General features: G+C 59.3%; 18 protein-coding genes. 16 read left to right on the plus strand and 2 right to left on the minus strand.

Annotated features, from left to right (window positions below):
- The first annotated feature begins 86 nt into the window (after positions 1 to 86).
- The 3 genes from HYPGJ_RS15800 (at position 87) to HYPGJ_RS15810 (ending at position 1,783) form a co-directional block, all read left to right on the plus strand.
- Positions 87 to 344 carry a NepR family anti-sigma factor gene (locus HYPGJ_RS15800; RefSeq protein ID WP_083984194.1) on the plus strand — a complete coding sequence of 86 codons (258 nt, stop codon included), beginning with the start codon at positions 87 to 89 and terminating at the stop codon, positions 342 to 344.
- Positions 341 to 904 (plus strand): sigma-70 family RNA polymerase sigma factor, encoded by a 564-nt coding sequence (locus HYPGJ_RS15805; RefSeq protein WP_046847966.1) that lies wholly within the window; start codon positions 341 to 343, stop codon positions 902 to 904. Before HYPGJ_RS15800 ends, HYPGJ_RS15805 begins: the two co-directional genes overlap by 4 nt.
- Positions 905 to 976: 72 nt before the next feature.
- Entirely contained in the window at positions 977 to 1,783 is an 807-nt protein-coding gene (locus HYPGJ_RS15810) for a response regulator (protein WP_046847967.1), read from the plus strand.
- An 88-nt stretch (positions 1,784 to 1,871) separates the two neighbouring features.
- Here the strand turns inward: HYPGJ_RS15810 and HYPGJ_RS18580 are convergent, their stop codons facing one another.
- Both HYPGJ_RS18580 and HYPGJ_RS15820 read right to left on the minus strand, forming a co-directional pair.
- Positions 1,872 to 2,045, minus strand: coding sequence for a DUF1328 domain-containing protein (locus tag HYPGJ_RS18580; RefSeq protein WP_046847968.1), 174 nt, complete (start codon positions 2,043 to 2,045; stop codon positions 1,872 to 1,874).
- A 297-nt stretch (positions 2,046 to 2,342) separates the two neighbouring features.
- The gene (locus HYPGJ_RS15820; RefSeq protein WP_244466189.1) at positions 2,343 to 4,274 is read right to left on the minus strand and encodes a sensor histidine kinase; all 1,932 of its coding nucleotides are present in this window, start codon (positions 4,272 to 4,274) and stop codon (positions 2,343 to 2,345) included.
- Positions 4,275 to 4,601: 327 nt separating this feature from the next.
- On the opposite strand from HYPGJ_RS15820, the gene HYPGJ_RS15825 reads away from it, so the two are divergent.
- The 13 genes from HYPGJ_RS15825 to HYPGJ_RS15885 all read left to right on the plus strand — a co-directional run bounded on the left by HYPGJ_RS15825 (position 4,602) and on the right by HYPGJ_RS15885 (position 16,914).
- Positions 4,602 to 4,985, plus strand: a complete 384-nt coding sequence (locus HYPGJ_RS15825) for a hypothetical protein (RefSeq protein WP_046847970.1) — start codon at positions 4,602 to 4,604, stop codon at positions 4,983 to 4,985.
- A gap of 151 nt (positions 4,986 to 5,136) precedes the next feature.
- Complete coding sequence (locus tag HYPGJ_RS15830) at positions 5,137 to 5,709, plus strand: DUF2796 domain-containing protein (protein WP_046848482.1); 573 nt, start codon at positions 5,137 to 5,139, stop codon at positions 5,707 to 5,709.
- A 3-nt stretch (positions 5,710 to 5,712) separates the two neighbouring features.
- Positions 5,713 to 6,474 carry an ABC transporter ATP-binding protein gene (locus HYPGJ_RS15835; RefSeq protein WP_046847971.1) on the plus strand — a complete coding sequence of 254 codons (762 nt, stop codon included), beginning with the start codon at positions 5,713 to 5,715 and terminating at the stop codon, positions 6,472 to 6,474.
- Entirely contained in the window at positions 6,471 to 7,727 is a 1,257-nt protein-coding gene (locus HYPGJ_RS15840; RefSeq protein ID WP_046847972.1) for an ABC transporter permease, read from the plus strand. The genes HYPGJ_RS15835 and HYPGJ_RS15840 overlap by 4 nt, the downstream gene beginning before the upstream one ends.
- Before the next feature lie 31 nt (positions 7,728 to 7,758).
- The gene (locus tag HYPGJ_RS15845) at positions 7,759 to 8,334 is read left to right on the plus strand and encodes a DUF3299 domain-containing protein (protein ID WP_046847973.1); all 576 of its coding nucleotides are present in this window, start codon (positions 7,759 to 7,761) and stop codon (positions 8,332 to 8,334) included.
- A 274-nt stretch (positions 8,335 to 8,608) separates the two neighbouring features.
- A complete protein-coding gene (locus tag HYPGJ_RS15850) occupies positions 8,609 to 9,652 on the plus strand; it encodes a sulfate ABC transporter substrate-binding protein (protein ID WP_046847974.1) in 1,044 nt (347 codons plus the stop codon).
- A 244-nt stretch (positions 9,653 to 9,896) separates the two neighbouring features.
- Positions 9,897 to 10,490: an alpha/beta hydrolase gene (locus tag HYPGJ_RS15855; protein ID WP_244466190.1), complete on the plus strand. Its 594-nt coding sequence runs from the start codon at positions 9,897 to 9,899 to the stop codon at positions 10,488 to 10,490.
- A 270-nt stretch (positions 10,491 to 10,760) separates the two neighbouring features.
- A complete protein-coding gene (locus HYPGJ_RS15860) occupies positions 10,761 to 12,092 on the plus strand; it encodes a porin (RefSeq protein WP_046847975.1) in 1,332 nt (443 codons plus the stop codon).
- 291 nt (positions 12,093 to 12,383) lie between these two features.
- Positions 12,384 to 13,025, plus strand: coding sequence for an XRE family transcriptional regulator (locus HYPGJ_RS15865; RefSeq protein ID WP_052750938.1), 642 nt, complete (start codon positions 12,384 to 12,386; stop codon positions 13,023 to 13,025).
- Between the two features lie 139 nt (positions 13,026 to 13,164).
- Positions 13,165 to 14,001, plus strand: a complete 837-nt coding sequence (gene cysT, locus HYPGJ_RS15870; protein ID WP_046847976.1) for a sulfate ABC transporter permease subunit CysT — start codon at positions 13,165 to 13,167, stop codon at positions 13,999 to 14,001.
- Positions 14,001 to 14,894 carry a sulfate ABC transporter permease subunit CysW gene (gene cysW / locus HYPGJ_RS15875; RefSeq protein ID WP_013216629.1) on the plus strand — a complete coding sequence of 298 codons (894 nt, stop codon included), beginning with the start codon at positions 14,001 to 14,003 and terminating at the stop codon, positions 14,892 to 14,894. Before cysT ends, cysW begins: the two co-directional genes overlap by 1 nt.
- A complete protein-coding gene (locus HYPGJ_RS15880; RefSeq protein WP_046847977.1) occupies positions 14,891 to 15,985 on the plus strand; it encodes a sulfate ABC transporter ATP-binding protein in 1,095 nt (364 codons plus the stop codon). The genes cysW and HYPGJ_RS15880 overlap by 4 nt, the downstream gene beginning before the upstream one ends.
- On the plus strand, positions 15,982 to 16,914 hold the full coding sequence (locus HYPGJ_RS15885; protein WP_013216627.1) for a CysB family HTH-type transcriptional regulator: 933 nt from the start codon (positions 15,982 to 15,984) through the stop codon (positions 16,912 to 16,914). Before HYPGJ_RS15880 ends, HYPGJ_RS15885 begins: the two co-directional genes overlap by 4 nt.
- The last annotated feature ends 5 nt before the right edge of the window (positions 16,915 to 16,919 follow it).

Genomic DNA, 16,919 nt, shown 5'->3' on the forward strand with positions numbered 1-16,919 from the left:
CAGACCTTGATAAGCTGCGGAACTTTTTCTCGCATCCACGCATTTAGGTCTAGACGACCAGTGGATCCGAGGTGCCTTCCAACCGCATGAATGGGTCCGAATTCAAGGGGTTTCTCAATATGGGCGCGAGCAGTGCCTCCAAACTGGGGGAATTAACGCCGTCACAAACGCAGTTGCCAGCCGAGCTGCAAGGGCAGATCGGCCAGCGCCTGCGCGAAGCTTACAACGAGCTGATCAGCGAGCCGGTTCCTGACCGCTTCATCAATCTGCTGCAGCAGCTGAAAGACCGGGAAGACAAGAACCCGGACGTTCCTCAGGAACAAGGTCAAGGGGGCAAAACGTGACCAAGCCCACGGACGACCTTCAGACATTGTTGATCGGTTCTGTTCCGAACCTTCGAGCGTTCGCGAACTCGTTATGTGGCGATCCAACGCGTGCTGACGATCTTGTTCAGGATACGCTCGTCAAGGCCTGGACCAATCTCGAGAGCTTTGAAAAAGGCTCCAATCTCAAGGCATGGCTGTTCACGATTTTGCGCAACACGTATTTCTCGGAGCTGCGCAAACGTCGCCGCGAAGTGGAAGACGCAGACAACGCGCTTGCCGAACGGATGTCGATTTTGCCCGACCAGCATATCCATATGGACCTGATCGACTTCAAAAAAGCATTTGGAGTTTTGAGTGACGACCAGAAGGAAGTGCTCTTGCTCGTAGGAGCAGAAGGTTTTTCATATGAAGAAGCAGCCGAAATCACCGGCGCGGCCGTCGGTACGGTCAAAAGCAGGGTCAATCGAGCCAGGGTCGCATTGACCAAGGCACTCGGTCTCGAGTCGGGTGAGGATTTCACATCCAATCCGGAATTTATGGGTCTTGTTCGGCTTGGGCAGTCTGTTGTGCGCAGCTAGCTCCTGCCCACGACAGCGCTGCCACCATCAAGTCCCGCAAAATTTGGAAGTCATGAACGCGCGAGGTTCACCATGTCGATCGCAGAATCCATCGCTCCGCATCTGCCTTATCTGCGCCGTTACGCACGGTCTTTGACGGGCAGCCAGCACTCGGGCGACAACTACGTTGCAGCCGTGCTTGAGGCTCTGATTGCGGATTCAAGCTCATTTGACCGGACGCTGTCGCCACGTGCAGCGCTCTATCGCGCTTTCACGAAGGTTTGGAATTCGATCCCCGTCAATCAGGAGAGAGACGAGCAGGCGGCATCCGAGAAATCCTTGCCGGAGCGTCGGCTTGAATCGATAACGCCACTCCCACGGCAGGCTTTCCTACTCGTGTCCGTCGAGGGATTTACGACTGCGGAAGCCGCGCAAATCCTCGATTGCACCCCGGCGCACATCACTGAACTCCTGCAGATGGCGGGCTCCGAAATCGCGGAACAGCTTTCGGCCGACGTTCTCATCATCGAGGATGAGCCGCTGATCGCGATGGATCTCGAGGCGCTCGTCGTCGACATCGGTCATCGCGTTCAAGGCGTGGCACGCACGCACAAGGAAGCGGTCGCCGAAGTCGCGAAGAAAGCGCCGTCGCTGGTCCTCGCCGATATCCACCTCGCGGATGGAAGTTCGGGTCTGGAAGCCGTGAATGAAATTCTCGAAACGATCAGCGTACCGGTGATCTTCATCACCTCGTTCCCAGAGCGCCTGTTGACGGGCACCAAGCCCGAACCGGTCTTCCTCATCACCAAGCCCTTTGAGCCAGCGGTCGTGAAGGCAATGATCAGCCAGTCGCTATTCTTCGGACTGCGCTCGACGAAGTCGGGCCAGCGCGCGGCCTGATATTCAAGCTGGCGAAATAGTAAGGGCGCAGCGGATTTTACCGTTGCGCCCTTTTTGCGTTCATTTGCGTTGCAAAGTTGGAAACCGGTCAGGCCCGTCGCACGAAGTTCGCGATCAGCGCCACGACGAACAGAACGATCGCGACCCAGAACAGCAGGCGCGCACCTTCCATCGCGGTTCCGGCCACGCCGCCGAACCCGAGGAGCGCCGCAACGATTGCAACGACGAGGAAGACGATGGCGTAATGCAGAAGATTGCCCATTCGTGAAGCTCCACTTTCCGTTGTGGGCATGAAACGTCGAAGGCTTGCACGCAGTTCCGCATTTCGCCTTACAATCCGATGTTTGCTGACATAATCGGCAGCCGATCGCGCAATTGGACAATCGCAATTAAGCAAATAAAGAGCCCGCGACGCTCGGGGGGAAGCGTGCGGGCTCAGAAGACGCGCCGTACCTTGGGCCACGGGGGAGTGGGAGGGAGTAACGGGCACGGTCGCAACAATAGAACTCGGCGACAACTTCACGGTTCCGCCTGACGGCGAATACCCGGCAGAATATTTTCACGTCGCGGTGTTCGGCCCGGAAAGCGACGGCGCCGTGGTGCCAGGAAGGGGCGTCGAATGCATACCGATATTCGCCAATGGACCTTCCATCGTCCACGTCATGCTTTCGTCGTCGCTCGTTATGCAGGAATCGAGCTTTAGACCTTGACTTGAAAAGCGTTCGATAACCGAGAGACTGTATCCCTTCGCATGATCGACGTTGTAGGGAGGCCCACCCGTTTCCCGCCACGAGATCCGGATGGTCGAAGCGTTCGGAAACGACCACTGCAGCGTGACTTCGCCCGACGCGACCGAAAGTGCTCCGTGTGCTGCTGCATTCAAAGCCAGCTCGGTCACGATCATGCCGAGCGTCTGCGCGGCTTCCGGCGTGACGAGCAGCGGAGGTCCGGAAATCTTGACGCGGGACGCATCCGAGCGCGCGACTGCTTCAATCTCTGCTGACGCCAGCCTCGCAAAATCGACGCTTTGCCAGTCCGCCGCGACGATCAGGTCTTGCGACGCCGAAAGTCCTGCAACGCGCAAGGCAAATTCTTTCAGGTGCGATTTGACGTCGACCGCGTCGCGCGCCGTGAGCCGCGCCATGGCGAGAATCAACGCCAGCATGTTCTTTGAACGATGCGAGACTTCGCGAAGCAGGGTATCCGTGCGCGACAATCCGCGCTTCTGATCGGTGACGTCGTTCGCGGTGCCGACGAACCCGAGCACCTGCGATCCTTCACCGCGGATCGCATTGGCGCGCAGCGCGATCCATCGCTGCTCGCCGTCGAAGCACGTCAGCCTGACGTCGATCGAAAGCGGCCGTCCATCTGCAAGAGCGATACGGATCGAATGCAGCAGACGGCGGCGTTCCTGAGGAAACGTACGCCGAAGAAGTGCGCGCACGCTGGGCGGCGGAGCATCTCTCGGTAGCCGCAGCAGCGTGGCGGGAGAATTCTCCCATTGAATCGTGTTGCCCGGACGGTGCCACTCCCAGATGCAAATGCCGCCAGCAACGAGCGCTTGATGCAGACGCACCTCGTCGAGGCCTCGCCCGCGGCGCATCCTTACGTCCGGCGAACCTTCTCCGGTTTTCCTCACGCGATCCTCTGCGCAGGACGGCGTTGTGCGATGTGGCGTCGATAAAGCCAATTCGGATTGCCCATCTGCGGTTTTGCTCACGCGTTTCAGAAACAACGGTCTATCGATAGCCAAGGATAGCGCTGTCAGAACACACGTAACGATGAAGAAGCTGGTCCAGTTTCGCCGGCTCTGGTCATCGAGAAGAGCGAAGGGCGTCATGGCGCGAATACGGAATCCGAATGACGACGGCTCGGACGTGCCCATCGCATAAAAGTCAGCGTCAGAGAAAAGGTTAAACAATCCCACGGATGCGCTGTTGATTGCGACTTGTTTACTGTCCTGGGACCCGTAGCTCGCCAGCACCGTTCCGTTCGGATCGATTACGTTCATGTCCCACTTGCCTCGCGAGCCCATGATCTGCATCGAGCTTCGAAATGCAGAATCCGGAAGCCGAGCCTGCAACAGCACGCGATCGCTTCCCTCTCTCGAATAGGGGAGCCACAGAACGAGATTGCGTCGTCCTTCCGCACCGATGGCCGACATCACCCGAGGCGTATTCGCCGCGAGCGTCGACTTGGCGGCGGAAAGCGTCTTCTCATCGAGTATCGATGCATCCGTGCCTTCGACGGAGACCGGCACAATGACAGTCGGCCCATTTTCAAGCGCTTTAGGCCGTACACGGAGATCTGGAGCATTCGGATCTGCTGAGGTGGCTGCGCGACCACGCTGATTGGCAGTCTCCTGCGAGCGCTCTATAAATTGGCCGAGACTGCGGAGTTCCTGATCGAGAAGCGCAGCTGCGGCCGACGCGCGCAACCGGGCTTCGAGTTCGAGAGTGCTCCTTGCCTGCCCATCGATCTTGTTCAGCAAGACAGTCCCGAGCGTGAACCAGGCCACAAGCAAAAGAATGGTTAGGGGAAACCGGAGGTGTTTTCTGGAAGGAGCCAACTCGCCGCCGCCGGGCTGCCGGCGCCGCCAAAACCTTAAAAATTCGTAGTCTCTCCTCATTGGCACAGTTTGATACTTTATATTATTCCGAAATTCTGCCAGAATCTCTCACCATTACAATCGCTCGTAAGGCCGTTTTGTTCCGGCCTTCGTCGCCCAAGCGTCTATCGCCCCGTGAAACGATCCTTTCGCCACGATGGTGACACACGAAAGGGTGACTCACGGCAAGGAACAGAGTTGCGCGCCGCAATGAAAATTCTGCGAAATCGCTTCGGGCTCGCCGTGCTGACGCTTCTGGCGTTCAGCGTGCAGATCGCTGTTGCAGCGCTTCATCACCACGAGGTTAATCGCCGATCGGACTTCGCAGCGCGCGCCGTGACGGCGGGTCTCTGCACGCCCGCGTCGAAGGGGCCCTGCGATCACGATCGCGGCCGGCACGCCCACGATGATTGCGTGCTCTGCTGGGCCGCCGCGATGGCCCACAATTCGTTGGAGCCGCCGTCAGCGGCTGAGCTTACGCGTCCACCACTTCGCTCGGGCACCCGTTTCGAGCCGCACGATACGCGCGTCGTCGATGTCATTCATCGCGATAACTTCCAGGCGCGCGGTCCGCCAGCTTCAGCACGCGCATAAGCATTGACGAAGGTTGCTCGCAGGGCGAGCCCGCTTCGCTAACGCGCCGCGCTCGCTACCCGCTAAGCCCCCGGCTCATCGCGATCATGGCCTCAAGGCCGCCTGCAAATGCCGGGCATGGCAACACTCAATCACGATTTTGGAGATCATCATGTTGAAGTCGCTTACCGGCCTCGCGGCCGCAGTTTTTGTTCTGACGTTGCCCGCCGTCGCGGACGAGGCCGAACACAGACAACTCGGCCCGCACGTTCATGGACAGGGCACGCTCGACATCGCAATCGAAGGCAAGAAGATCGCGATGGAACTCGTCGTTCCTGGAATGGATATCGTTGGCTTCGAACACGTCCCGACAACCGACGCGCAGAAGGCGGAGGTCGAAAAAGGCAAGGCCAAGTTGACGGACGTTCTGAGTGTCTTCAAGCTTCCGGCCTCCGCAAAATGCAAGGCGGATTCCGCAAACGTCGAGAACCGCAAGGAAACGCATCATCCGGGCGAAAAAGACGATGACGATGATAAGCCAGGCGAGCCCGAGCACTCTGAATTCCATGCAACTTACTCGATCACGTGCGAGGCGCCGGAAAGCGTGACCGGTCTTGAGACGTCATATTTTACGAACTTCGCGGGCGCGCAACTTCTGAACGTGAACATTGCGACCTCGAAAGGTCAAACGCAGGCACAGATGACACGCGATAAGCCGACGCTCGATCTCGCGGGCGTGATGTAGCGCATGAGCGAGATTCTGACCGCCGACGTCGGACGGCAGGGGGAGAGCGCTAGCTCTCCCGATGCTGTTTCGTTCGCGAACGTGGAGTACACCTGGCCCGGTCCGTCGCCATTCACGCTCGCAATCGCGGATTTCAAATTGGCGCGCGGAGAAAAGCTGCTGCTGCTCGGGCCATCGGGTAGCGGCAAGAGCACGTTTCTAAGCCTGCTCGCCGGCATCGTCGTTCCCGGGAAAGGCAAGATCGACGTGCTCGGAACGGACATGGCGCGGCTGAGTGGCGCCGCGCGCGACCGCTTCCGCGTCGAGCATTTCGGCATCATTTTTCAGATGTTCAATCTGCTGCCCTACGGATCGCTGATCGATAACGTGCTTCTGCCGTTGCACTTCTCACGCACGCGGCGAGCTCACGCACGCGCCGATGGCGCGCTCGACGATGTGGCGGCCGAGCTTCTTGCGACGCTTGGTATCGACCGCACGGTCATCGCTAACGCGAAAACGGCGAACTTGAGCGTCGGTCAACAGCAGCGAGTCGCAGCCGCGCGCGCTCTGATCGGCGCGCCGCAGATCATCGTCGCTGACGAACCGACATCCGCGCTGGATCGCAATACGGAAGGCGCGTTCTTGAATCTGCTTTTCGCGCAAAGCGGTGCGGCGGGAGCGAGCGTGATCATGGTCAGCCACGACGAAACCCTCGCGCGCTATTTCGACCGCGTCGTGCGGCTTGATGATATCGCTGTCGCAACACGAGGAGCGCGCTCGCAATGATCATGCGCCTCGCGCTTCAGTCGCTCCGCAATCGCTGGGTAACGGCACTGCTGACGGTGCTCGCCATCGCGGTCAGTGTCATGCTTCTTCTCGGCGTCGAGAAAGTCCGCACGGGTGCCAGACAGAGTTTCGCCGATACGATCTCGGGCACCGATCTGATTGTCGGCGCCCGCAGCGGCAGCCTGAACCTGCTGCTTTATTCCGTCTTCCGCATCGGCAACGCGACCAACAACGTGACCTGGAAAAGTTACGAGGACATCGCGAAGCTGCCGGAAGTCTCGTGGATCGTGCCGCTGTCACTGGGTGACAGTCATCACGGCTTTCGCGTGCTCGGAACCAACTCGGACTATTTCACGCATTACAAATTTCGCCGCGGCCAAAGCATGAGCTTCGCGGCAGGCGGCCCGTTCAAGGATTTGTTCGATGCCGTCATCGGCTCAGACGTCGCCGACACGCTGCACTACAAGGTCGGCGACAAAATCGTGATCGCGCACGGCGTCGGCAACATCTCGTTCGTCGAGCACGCCGACAAGCCGTTTCGCGTCGCTGGTATTCTCGCAAAAACGGGAACGCCGATCGATCGCACCGTGCACGTCAGTCTCGAAGCCATCGAAGCCATTCACATCGATTGGCAGAGCGGCGCACCGGTTCCTGGCCAAAGCGTCAGTCCCGACGAGGTGCGCAAGATGGATCTGACGCCGCGGGCGATCACCGCCGCGATGGTTGGCCTCAACTCGAAGCTAGCGACATTTAAAATTCAGCGCGCCATCAACAATTATTCGGAAGAACCGCTGTCTGCGATCATGCCGGGCGTCGCGCTGCAGGAGCTATGGGGTCTGATCGGCACTGCGGAAACGGCGTTATCGGCTGTGTCGGCGATGGTCGTCGTGACGGCCCTTCTCGGCATGGTGACGATGATCCTGACGACGTTGAACGAACGGCGTCGAGAGATGGCGATCTTGCGTTCCGTCGGTGCGACGCCAGCAACAGTGCTCGGTCTGCTGGCCGCGGAAGGCGGACTGCTGACGCTTGCGGGTGTCGTGCTCGGCACAGTCGGACTTTACGTTGGACTGTATTTCGCGCGGCCCTATATCGATCACGCTTACGGATTGAGTCTCGCGATCGACCCGCCACGAGTCGATGAATGGATGAAGCTTGCGCTGATCGTCGTCGCCGGATTCGTCGCTGGGCTGCTGCCCGCGCTCAGAGCATACCGGCTGTCGCTTGCAGACGGCATGATGATCAGAACGTGATCGAACAGGGTCGCGTTGAGAGGGATAGACCATGACGGCACGACACAGAACAGGATTGCGGGCGGCGCTGGCCGTCGCGGCAATCATCGGTGCAGCCTCCTCGGCAGCCGCTGACACAGCTCGGAAACTCAAATGGGCCGACCTGATCCCAAAGGCGACGGCGTCCGCAACTGACGCGCTGCGCGGCAAAACATTCTTCGGCGGATCGACACCGGCGCCGGATAATGGTCCACCGCCGCCGCCGCTCGCGGAAGGCCAGTTCATGTCGGTCAAGCGCCGCCAGCCCGGAAATGATCGCCCGCCCGCAGTCGTTCCTGAACTGGACGGCCAGAGCGTTTCGATCGGCGGCTATGTCGTGCCTCTCGATTTCGACGCGACGACGGTGAAGGAATTTCTATTGGTGCCGTTTGTCGGAGCATGCATTCACGTGCCGCCGCCGCCCGCGAACCAGATCATCTACGTGAAAACGGAAAAAGGCTTCGAGGTTGGCGGGCAGTTCGATCCCGTCACCGTAACCGGAAAGATCAACACGACGGTCGCATTCACCGGCTTGGCCGATGCCGGATACACGATCACCGCAGACACCGTTGAACCCCGCACCAAGTGATGCGGCTGAAAGCGAACGGTGTTCGGGTTGCGAACGCGTTCCGCTGCTGTAATGGAAGTGCACGAATTCCGGCATTTTGGATCGACCACGATGTCGTGGGGCAATATCGCGCGTCCACAGGCGGACGTAGATTGCAATTTTAGCGAATGCTGACGGCTTGTAATTCCATTGCAGGCAGCAGACATTCTAATAAGCTCAGCAATTCTTCTTCGTTCGCGGATGCGAGATCGGCAAATACCCTTGCTCTCAGGTTAACACATCTTGAGAGGTTGATATGCCCTTCACGTCTCTAACGCGCCGTTCGGCGCTCGTCGCTGCATTCGGCCTCGGCATCGCCGGCCTTGCAGGCCCGGCACCGGTCGCATTTGCAAAAGACATCACGCTGCTCAACGTGTCCTACGATCCGACGCGTGAGCTTTATGCAGCTTACGACAAGGAATTCTCGAAATTCTGGAAGGCGAAGACAGGTGATGACGTCACCGTCAAGCAATCGCACGGTGGATCGGGTAAGCAAGCGCGAGCCGTGATCGACGGGCTCGAAGCCGATGTCGTGACGCTGGCGTTGGCTGCCGACATCGAGGCAATTCACAAGAATGGCGGCCTGGTGAAAGCCGATTGGATCAAGCACTTCGCCGACAACTCCGCTCCTTATACCTCGACCATCGTTTTCCTGGTTCGCAAGGGCAACCCGAAGGGCATCAAGGATTGGTCTGACCTCGTGAAGGACGGCGTCGAAATCGTGACGCCCAACCCCAAGACGTCAGGCGGTGCGCGTTGGAACTATCTCGCAGCCTGGGGATATGCGCTGAAGCAGCCCGGCGGCAGCGAGGAAAAGGCCAAGGCATTCGTTGCCGATATTTATAAGCACACGAAGGTCCTGGACTCAGGCGCGCGTGGATCGACGACGACGTTCGTCGAACGCGGTATCGGTGACGTTCTGCTGGCCTGGGAGAACGAAGCCTATCTCTCGCTGAAGGAATTCGGCCCCGACAAGTTCGAGATCGTCACGCCGTCGATCTCGATCCTCGCTGAACCTAACGTCGCGGTCGTCGACAAGGTCGTCGACAAGCGCGGCACGCGCGAGGTTGCGGAGGCTTATTTGAAGCATCTCTATAGCCCCGAAGGCCAGGAAATCGCCGCTCAGAACTTCTATCGTCCGCGTGATGCGAAGGTTGCCGAGAAGTACGCGAGCCAGTTCGGGCCGATCAAAACCTTCACGATTGACGAGGTCTTCGGTGGCTGGGGCAAAGCGCAGGCCGCGCACTTCGGGGATGGCGGTATCTTCGATCAGATCTACGCGCCTGGCAACAAGAGCTGATCTCTGACTGGTCACTAAAGAATCGTGCGCCGCTCGTCGTAGAGCAGGCACTCCTCCAATCGTCCGGGCATGAAGCCGGGCGGCGCACGAAACAGGTCCCGGGTGCGGAGATCACAACGATGCTGATCAGAGAGATGTGTAGCGGCGCGTGCCCCTGAAGGAGACGCCCCTAATTTTGCTTCGGACCCGGCGCAGCGCGCAGAGCGGACCCGAGCTCACCTCAAGCATCGAAGGACAATCTCTGATGACGACCTTGATCGTTCCCGGCCTGAAATCAAGCGGACCCACCCACTGGCAGACATGGCTCGAGCACCGCGTCGCCGGCAGTCTGCGCGTCACTCAACGCGATTGGAATGACCCCCATCTGCCTGACTGGTCGAGCCGCATACGGCGCGAAATTGCGCGCGCAACCGACCCTGTTTTCATCGTCGCGCATTCGTTCGGTGCGTTGGCTGCCGTGCAGGCGGCGAGCGATCACCGGGAGCGCATTGGCGGCGTCATGCTCGTTGCGCCGGCTGATCCAGATCGATTCGGTGTTGCCGAGTTCCTGCCGGCAAAGCCTTTGGCGTTCCCGGCGATCGTCGTTGCAAGTACAAACGACGCATGGATGGCTTTTGATCGCGCAGCGCATTGGGCGCGACTCTGGAAAGCGGATTTCATCAGTCTCGGCGAAGCCGGTCACATCAATGCCGATGCGGGTTTCGGTCCGTGGCCAGAGGCGCTGGCGCTGCTTCAGCGTCTGACGCGCGCCGCCGAATTTCGTCTGGCGGCGGAACGGGTTGCCGCCTTCCGGCTGTCGCGATCCGGAGAGCTGCGCGGGCAGCAGTGGGCGTCGTGAACGGCTTATGCGTGCGCCCTGAATAATCGTTCGAAGTCGGAATATCTCCGGCTTCGTTTTCGCCTCCGCTACTCCGTGAGACCAGTCTGCGCGGTCGCCTGCGAAGCCGCACGTGATGTAGGAGAGTGACGACAATATAGCAGATAATGCGATGAAAATGCTTGTTAATTGACAATCGCAAGCAAATCCAAAAAATCAAATTACGGAGTCGGGCAACGCAAACGAAAGCACCGGCTACCAAAAAAAATTTGATGGACGGGGTCTAATATAATGACGCGAAGATTGGAGCTTCGGCATGCGCTTTGCCTTGGAGTGGCGGGCGCGCTGATCGGTGGATGGGCGCTGCCTGCGAACGCTGCAGACCTTGGGGGTAACTGCTGCGCCGATCTCGAAGAGCGCATTGCTGAGCTTGAGGCCACGACGGCCCGCAAAGGCAATCGCAAGGTCAGCCTGACGGTATCCGGCTGGGTAAGCGAGCAGGTCGCTTTTTGGGATGATGGCACGGAAAGCAACGTCTACGTCGGCACGAACCCGGTCGAGCAGTCGCGCGTTCGCTTCATCGGCGAAGCCAAGATCGACAAGGACTGGTCGGCCGGCTACGTGATCGAGCTTGGCATCTTTGGCGGCAACGGCGGCAAGTGGGACCAGAACACGCCCGACGGCACCAACCCGAACAGCGTCTCGGTTCGTAAAAGCAGCTGGTTCCTGAAGAACAGCCAGCTCGGCAAGGTCACCGTCGGACAGGATGGAACGTCGACATACCATCTGCTCGACGATGCCGACACGACGATGACCCGGAACTTCTTCGACGGTGAAGGTCCGCCGGACTATCAGGCAAGCTTCTTCGCGCGTTCGGGCGGAAGCTTTATTCCGGGTCCTGCCGGTGGCAGCAACTTGCGATGGTCCGACATCGCGCGCGGCTTCAACAACTCGACGCCGGGCGACAACGGCCGCCGCAACATCGTCAGATACGACTCGCCGACCATCGCCGGCTTCACATACACCGCGTCCTGGGGCGAAGACGACATCTGGGATACGGCGCTGATCTACAAGGGCGGCTTTGGCGACTTCGAAATCAACGGCCGCGCCGGTTATGGCCACTCATCCGATGAAACGAACAACCTTTGCCACACCGGTCCCACCGGCTTCCGCGCGGACTGCGAATGGTGGGGCGTGTCCGGCTTCATCCAGCATAAGCCGACGGGTCTGTTCCTTTTCTCGGGCTACGGTCAGCAGATCGACAACACGCGCGCTGCCGACGTCACGACCGGCAATCCGGCGCTCGTCGACAAGACGGATGACACCTGGTTCGTGCAGGGTGGCATCGAAACCAAATGGATCGCGCTCGGCAAGACGAACCTGTTCGTCAACTATCGCCACGACTCGCCGGGCTCAAACGTCGCCAAAGGAACGCTGCGCACCGAGGATGCCGAGATCGATTACATTTCGGGCGGTGTAGCTCAGTACCTCGAGGCGGCGGAAACGATGCTCTATCTCGTCTATCAACACGCTGACGGCGACGTGCAGGTGGCGGGCGAAGCAAACCGCACGAACATCGACAACCTGCAGCAGGTCATCGCGGGCGCGAAGGTGAACTTCTGAACCGATGATCGGCGGCTGAGCCGTTGATCTGAATTTACGGAAAGGGCGGCTCAACATGCCGCCCTTTTTCGCGCCCGGATCTCGATGGGCATAATTAACGCCTCGCGCCATGCGGCTCATGGCGGCGTAAGCTTCGCCGCGTCGGAGTGTTGGCGTCTGATTTCGAGACGTTCCCCCTTACGGCTCCAGACGAGCCAGCAGCATAAGCTCAGCAATTTTTCTTCGTTCCGCCGATATGCTGGGCCGGTTATCCGTACTTGCAGAGGGGCATTGAGCAAGAGGCGGCCTACCATGGTGATGATCGGAAAGCAGATTCACGCTGACCCACAGCACTCTGAGAGCGTCGCGACGAAACTCTCAATTATCGTTGGAGAAAACCTCCGGCACCTTCGTCGCAAATCCGGCCTCTCTCTTGAGCAATTGGCAGCAAAATCAGGCGTCAGCCGCGCCATGCTTGGTCAGATCGAAACCGGCAAAAGCGCACCGACCATCAATCTTCTCGGGCGTATCGCCGAGGCACTGCAGGTTTCGGTGCCGAGCCTGATCTCTCATCCGGCGGCGGGCGGCACCGTTATCGTTCCACGCGACCGGGCAACCGTGCTCGCATCGAGCAACGGCGGTTTCACGTGTCGCGCGTTGTTTCCTTGGGGCGATCCGCAGAGCATCGAGATCTATGAAGTGACGATCGTCGCCCACCATAGTGAAGATGTCGCGGCCTTCGAGCCTGGAGTTAAGAAAGCGCTTGTTGTGCTCGCCGGTGAGATCGAGCTGACGATCGCGGAGGATTCTCCGGCACGCCTCTCCGAAGGTGATTCAATTATCTTCAACGCGGATTCGCCGCAAACGCTTCACAATCCGGGCAACGCGGACGCGAAAGCATTCCTCGTCGTGGCACCGGTCGATCGCACCAGATTACATCCGCGCGGCTTCTAGCACGCGGGCGCACCTCGCCCATTCCCCGGTATTCCTAAAACGAGAATATCAAATCCATGTCTTCTTGGTTCGAAGACATGCGCCTCTCGCATAGTGTGCAGAACATTCGCTTTCCTGGAAATTCCGAGGGTCGGACACGATGAGCGCTGGCGTCAATAAGAGAGTTTTGCCGGGATTCGGGCTGTCGCTCGGCTTCACCCTCGTTTACCTCTCGCTGATTGTTCTTATCCCGCTTTCCGCAGTGTTCCTGAAGTCGTCGGCGATGACGTGGGACGAATTTTGGAGTGCGGTGACGGCGCCGCGCGTTGTCGCGTCCTATCAGCTGACGTTTGGAGCATCGTTTCTCGCCGCTTGCATCAACGCAGTTTTCGGCCTGCTGCTGGCATGGGGCCTGACGCGCTACACATTTCCGGGACGAAAGATCGTCGATGCGTTGATCGACCTGCCGTTCGCTTTGCCGACGGCTGTCGCTGGCATCGCACTGACCGCCATCTACGCCAAGAACGGCTGGATCGGCAGCCTGCTCGATCCGCTTGGGATCAAGATTGCATTTGGCCCGGCCGGCGTCCTCGTCGCTCTCATATTCATCGGCTTGCCGTTCGTCGTGCGCACCGTGCAGCCCGTTCTTGAGGATCTCGAAGCGGAATTCGAGGAAGCTGCAGCAAGCCTCGGCGCCAATCGCTGGACAGCCTTCAAACGCGTTGTTTTCCCGACTCTATTGCCTGCATTGACGACGGGCTTCGCCCTCGCCTTTGCCCGCGCCGTCGGCGAATACGGCTCGGTGATCTTCATCGCAGGCAATATTCCGATGGTGTCGGAAATCACGCCGCTGATCATTATCACCAAACTTGAGCAATTCGATTATCGCGGCGCGACCGCCATTGCCGCCGTGATGCTCGTCATCTCGTTCATCATGCTTCTCATCGTAAACGCGCTGCAGGCCTGGAATGCCCGCCGCTTTGGAAGGACGGTCTGATGGCTGCTGCCGCAACTATCGATGCGCGCTTGCACGGCGCGGGAAAATTCGAAGCAAACCCTGCCACGCGGGACTCGCGATGGGTCAAGATCGCCGTCCTCGGCGTTGGCCTGACATACTTCCTGATCTTCCTTCTGCTTCCGCTCATCGCTGTTTTTGCGGAAGCGTTCCGCAAAGGCGCCGAGACTTATTTTTCCGCACTCGTCGAGCCTGACGCGCTCTCGGCCGTCAAGCTGACGCTGCTTGCGGCAGCGATCGCAGTTCCTTTGAATCTGGTTTTCGGCTTGGCGGCGGCGTGGGCGATCGCGAAGTTCGAATTTCCGGGCAAAAACCTGCTGATCACGCTGATCGACTTGCCCTTCTCGGTTTCGCCTGTCGTCGCCGGCCTGATTTACGTTCTCGTGTTCGGACGTCAGGGCTGGTTCGGTCCCTGGCTGCTCGATCACGACATCAAGATCATTTTCGCTGTGCCCGCGATCGTTCTCGCGACGATTTTCGTGACCTTCCCATTCATTGCGCGTGAGCTCATTCCGTTGATGCAGGCGCAGGGCAAGGACGAAGAGGAAGCCGCTATCTCACTCGGCGCGTCCGGAATTCAAACTTTCCTGCGCGTCACCATTCCCAATGTGAAATGGGCGCTTCTCTACGGCGTCATTCTCTGCAACGCGCGAGCGATGGGGGAATTCGGTGCGGTCTCCGTCGTGTCGGGACATATCCGCGGGGAGACCAACACGATGCCGCTCTACGTCGAAATTCTTTACAACGAATATCAATTCGCAGCCGCCTTCGCGGTGGCTTCGCTCCTCGCTCTCTTGGCTCTGGTGACGCTGGCGCTGAAGACTTACGTCGAGTGGCGTGCAAATAAACATGTGGTGGAAGGGCAAGGCCAATGAGCATCGAGGTTCGCAACGTCAGCAAAACGTTCGGCACGTTCAAAGCGCTGGACGACGTCTCGCTGAACTTTCCGGATGGCGAGCTGGTTGCTCTGCTCGGTCCATCGGGCTGCGGAAAGACGACGCTGCTGCGCGTGATCGCCGGCCTCGAACATGCCGACAGTGGCCGCATCATTCTCGATGGCGATGACGCGACGACCAAGGATGTCCGCCAGCGCCGTGTCGGATTTGTTTTCCAGCACTACGCACTGTTCCGGCATCTGACGGTGTTCGAGAATATCGCGTTCGGTCTGCGCGTCCGCCCGAGAGGCCAACGGCCGAGCGAGAAAGACATTCGCGCCAAGGTCGGGCAGCTTCTGGAGCTCGTGCAGTTGTCGTGGGTCGCGAACCGCTTTCCTTCGCAGCTCTCGGGCGGGCAAAGACAGCGCATAGCGTTGGCGCGCGCACTGGCGGTCGAACCGCGCGTGCTTCTGCTCGACGAGCCCTTCGGCGCACTCGATGCAAAGGTTCGCAAAGAACTTCGGCGCTGGCTCCGTACGCTCCACGACGAACTCCACATCTCGTCGATCTTCGTCACGCACGACCAGGAAGAAGCGCTTGAGGTCTCCGACCGGATCGTGCTGATCAACAAGGGGCGCGTCGAGCAGATCGGCCCGCCGAAAGAAATTTACGAAACCCCGGCGACGGCGTTCGCTTATGGCTTCATGGGCACCGTTAATGAATTCCGCGGCCGTATCGAGGGCGATTATGTGCGCGTCGGCGACGAGCGCATTCGCCATCATGCCGGACATTTCCGGGATGGACAGGAGGTCGTGGCGTTCGTTCGTCCGCATGAAACCGAGATCGTGCCGGATGTCTCATCCGACGACGGCATCACCGCAAAAGTCCATCGCATTCTTGGCACGGGCGCCGTTGCACGTGTAGAATTGGTGGCGAATGGTGATGCACGTCAGGGTCGAAAAGACTTCTTTGAAGTCGAAATCCCGGGGACTGAGGCAACCTCACTTGGCCTCGCAACAGGTCAGCGCGTAAAAATCAGAAGCCGCCGCCTCAGCGTCTTCCCAGAGCAGAACGGGACAGTCGCGTCGTGAACTTTCAGCAGCTCCGCATTATCCGAGAAACGTTACGGCGCAACTTTAATCTTACCGAGGTCGCGAACGCTCTTTACACGTCGCAGTCTGGAGTTTCGAAGCACATCAAGGATCTCGAAGACGAACTGGGCGTCGAGCTTTTCATTCGGCGCGGTAAACGGCTTCTGGGACTGACCGAGCCCGGCAAGGAACTCGCGCAGATCGTCGAGCGCATTCTGCTCGACACGGCGAACATCAAACGCCTTGCCGACCAGTTCGCAAAATCCGATCGCGGCGAGATCACCATTGCGACGACGCATACGCAGGCCCGCTATGCGCTCCCCGGTCCGATCGCCGCATTCCGAAAGGAATTTCCGAACGTCCATCTCGTGCTTCAGCAAGGTTCGCCGAAAGAGATCGCGTCCATGCTGAATGATGGCCTGGCGGACATCGGCATTGCGACCGAGGCGCTGGAAAATTCGCCCGAGGTTGTTTCGTTTCCGTATTACTCCTGGCATCACGGCATCATCGTGCCGAAGGGGCACGCCCTGGAAAGTGTCAAACCGCTGACGATCGAGAAGATCGCCGAGTGGCCGATCATCACCTATCACGAGGGGTTCACCGGCCGTCCCGGCGTCGATGCAACATTTGCGAAAGCGGGATTGACCCCGGACATCGTGATGGTCGCGCTCGATGCCGACGTCATCAAGACGTACGTCGAGGTCGGGCTCGGCATCGGCATCGTCGCCTCGATGGCTTACGACAAGGACCGCGACACGGGGCTTCGGCTGCTCGACAACAGTCACCTATTCCCCAAAACGACGACGCGCATCGCGTTGCGTCGCGGGCGTTTCCTTCGCCGCTTCGCCTATCGCTTTATCGAACTCTGCGCGCCGGATCTGACCGAAAAGGTCGTCAAGGCCGGAACCGAAGCCACCGCTGAAGCTTGACGTCT

The sequence above is a fragment of the Hyphomicrobium sp. GJ21 genome, from assembly GCF_001006785.1.
In the GTDB taxonomy this organism is placed as follows: Bacteria; Pseudomonadota; Alphaproteobacteria; order Rhizobiales; family Hyphomicrobiaceae; genus Hyphomicrobium_B.

Bases quoted from the DNA above. Each gene is read 5' to 3' on its own strand.
- HYPGJ_RS15800 (WP_083984194.1), top strand. From the start codon at position 87: ATGAATGGGTCCGAATTCAAGGGGTTTCTCAATATGGGCGCGAGCAGT.
- HYPGJ_RS15810 (WP_046847967.1), top strand. From the start codon at position 977: ATGTCGATCGCAGAATCCATCGCTCCGCATCTGCCTTATCTGCGCCGT.
- HYPGJ_RS18580 (WP_046847968.1), bottom strand. From the start codon at position 2,045: ATGGGCAATCTTCTGCATTACGCCATCGTCTTCCTCGTCGTTGCAATC.
- HYPGJ_RS15825 (WP_046847970.1), top strand. From the start codon at position 4,602: ATGAAAATTCTGCGAAATCGCTTCGGGCTCGCCGTGCTGACGCTTCTG.
- HYPGJ_RS15830 (WP_046848482.1), top strand. From the start codon at position 5,137: ATGTTGAAGTCGCTTACCGGCCTCGCGGCCGCAGTTTTTGTTCTGACG.
- HYPGJ_RS15835 (WP_046847971.1), top strand. From the start codon at position 5,713: ATGAGCGAGATTCTGACCGCCGACGTCGGACGGCAGGGGGAGAGCGCT.
- HYPGJ_RS15840 (WP_046847972.1), top strand. From the start codon at position 6,471: ATGATCATGCGCCTCGCGCTTCAGTCGCTCCGCAATCGCTGGGTAACG.
- HYPGJ_RS15845 (WP_046847973.1), top strand. From the start codon at position 7,759: ATGACGGCACGACACAGAACAGGATTGCGGGCGGCGCTGGCCGTCGCG.
- HYPGJ_RS15850 (WP_046847974.1), top strand. From the start codon at position 8,609: ATGCCCTTCACGTCTCTAACGCGCCGTTCGGCGCTCGTCGCTGCATTC.
- HYPGJ_RS15855 (WP_244466190.1), top strand. From the start codon at position 9,897: ATGACGACCTTGATCGTTCCCGGCCTGAAATCAAGCGGACCCACCCAC.
- HYPGJ_RS15860 (WP_046847975.1), top strand. From the start codon at position 10,761: ATGACGCGAAGATTGGAGCTTCGGCATGCGCTTTGCCTTGGAGTGGCG.
- HYPGJ_RS15865 (WP_052750938.1), top strand. From the start codon at position 12,384: ATGGTGATGATCGGAAAGCAGATTCACGCTGACCCACAGCACTCTGAG.
- cysT (WP_046847976.1), top strand. From the start codon at position 13,165: ATGAGCGCTGGCGTCAATAAGAGAGTTTTGCCGGGATTCGGGCTGTCG.
- cysW (WP_013216629.1), top strand. From the start codon at position 14,001: ATGGCTGCTGCCGCAACTATCGATGCGCGCTTGCACGGCGCGGGAAAA.
- HYPGJ_RS15880 (WP_046847977.1), top strand. From the start codon at position 14,891: ATGAGCATCGAGGTTCGCAACGTCAGCAAAACGTTCGGCACGTTCAAA.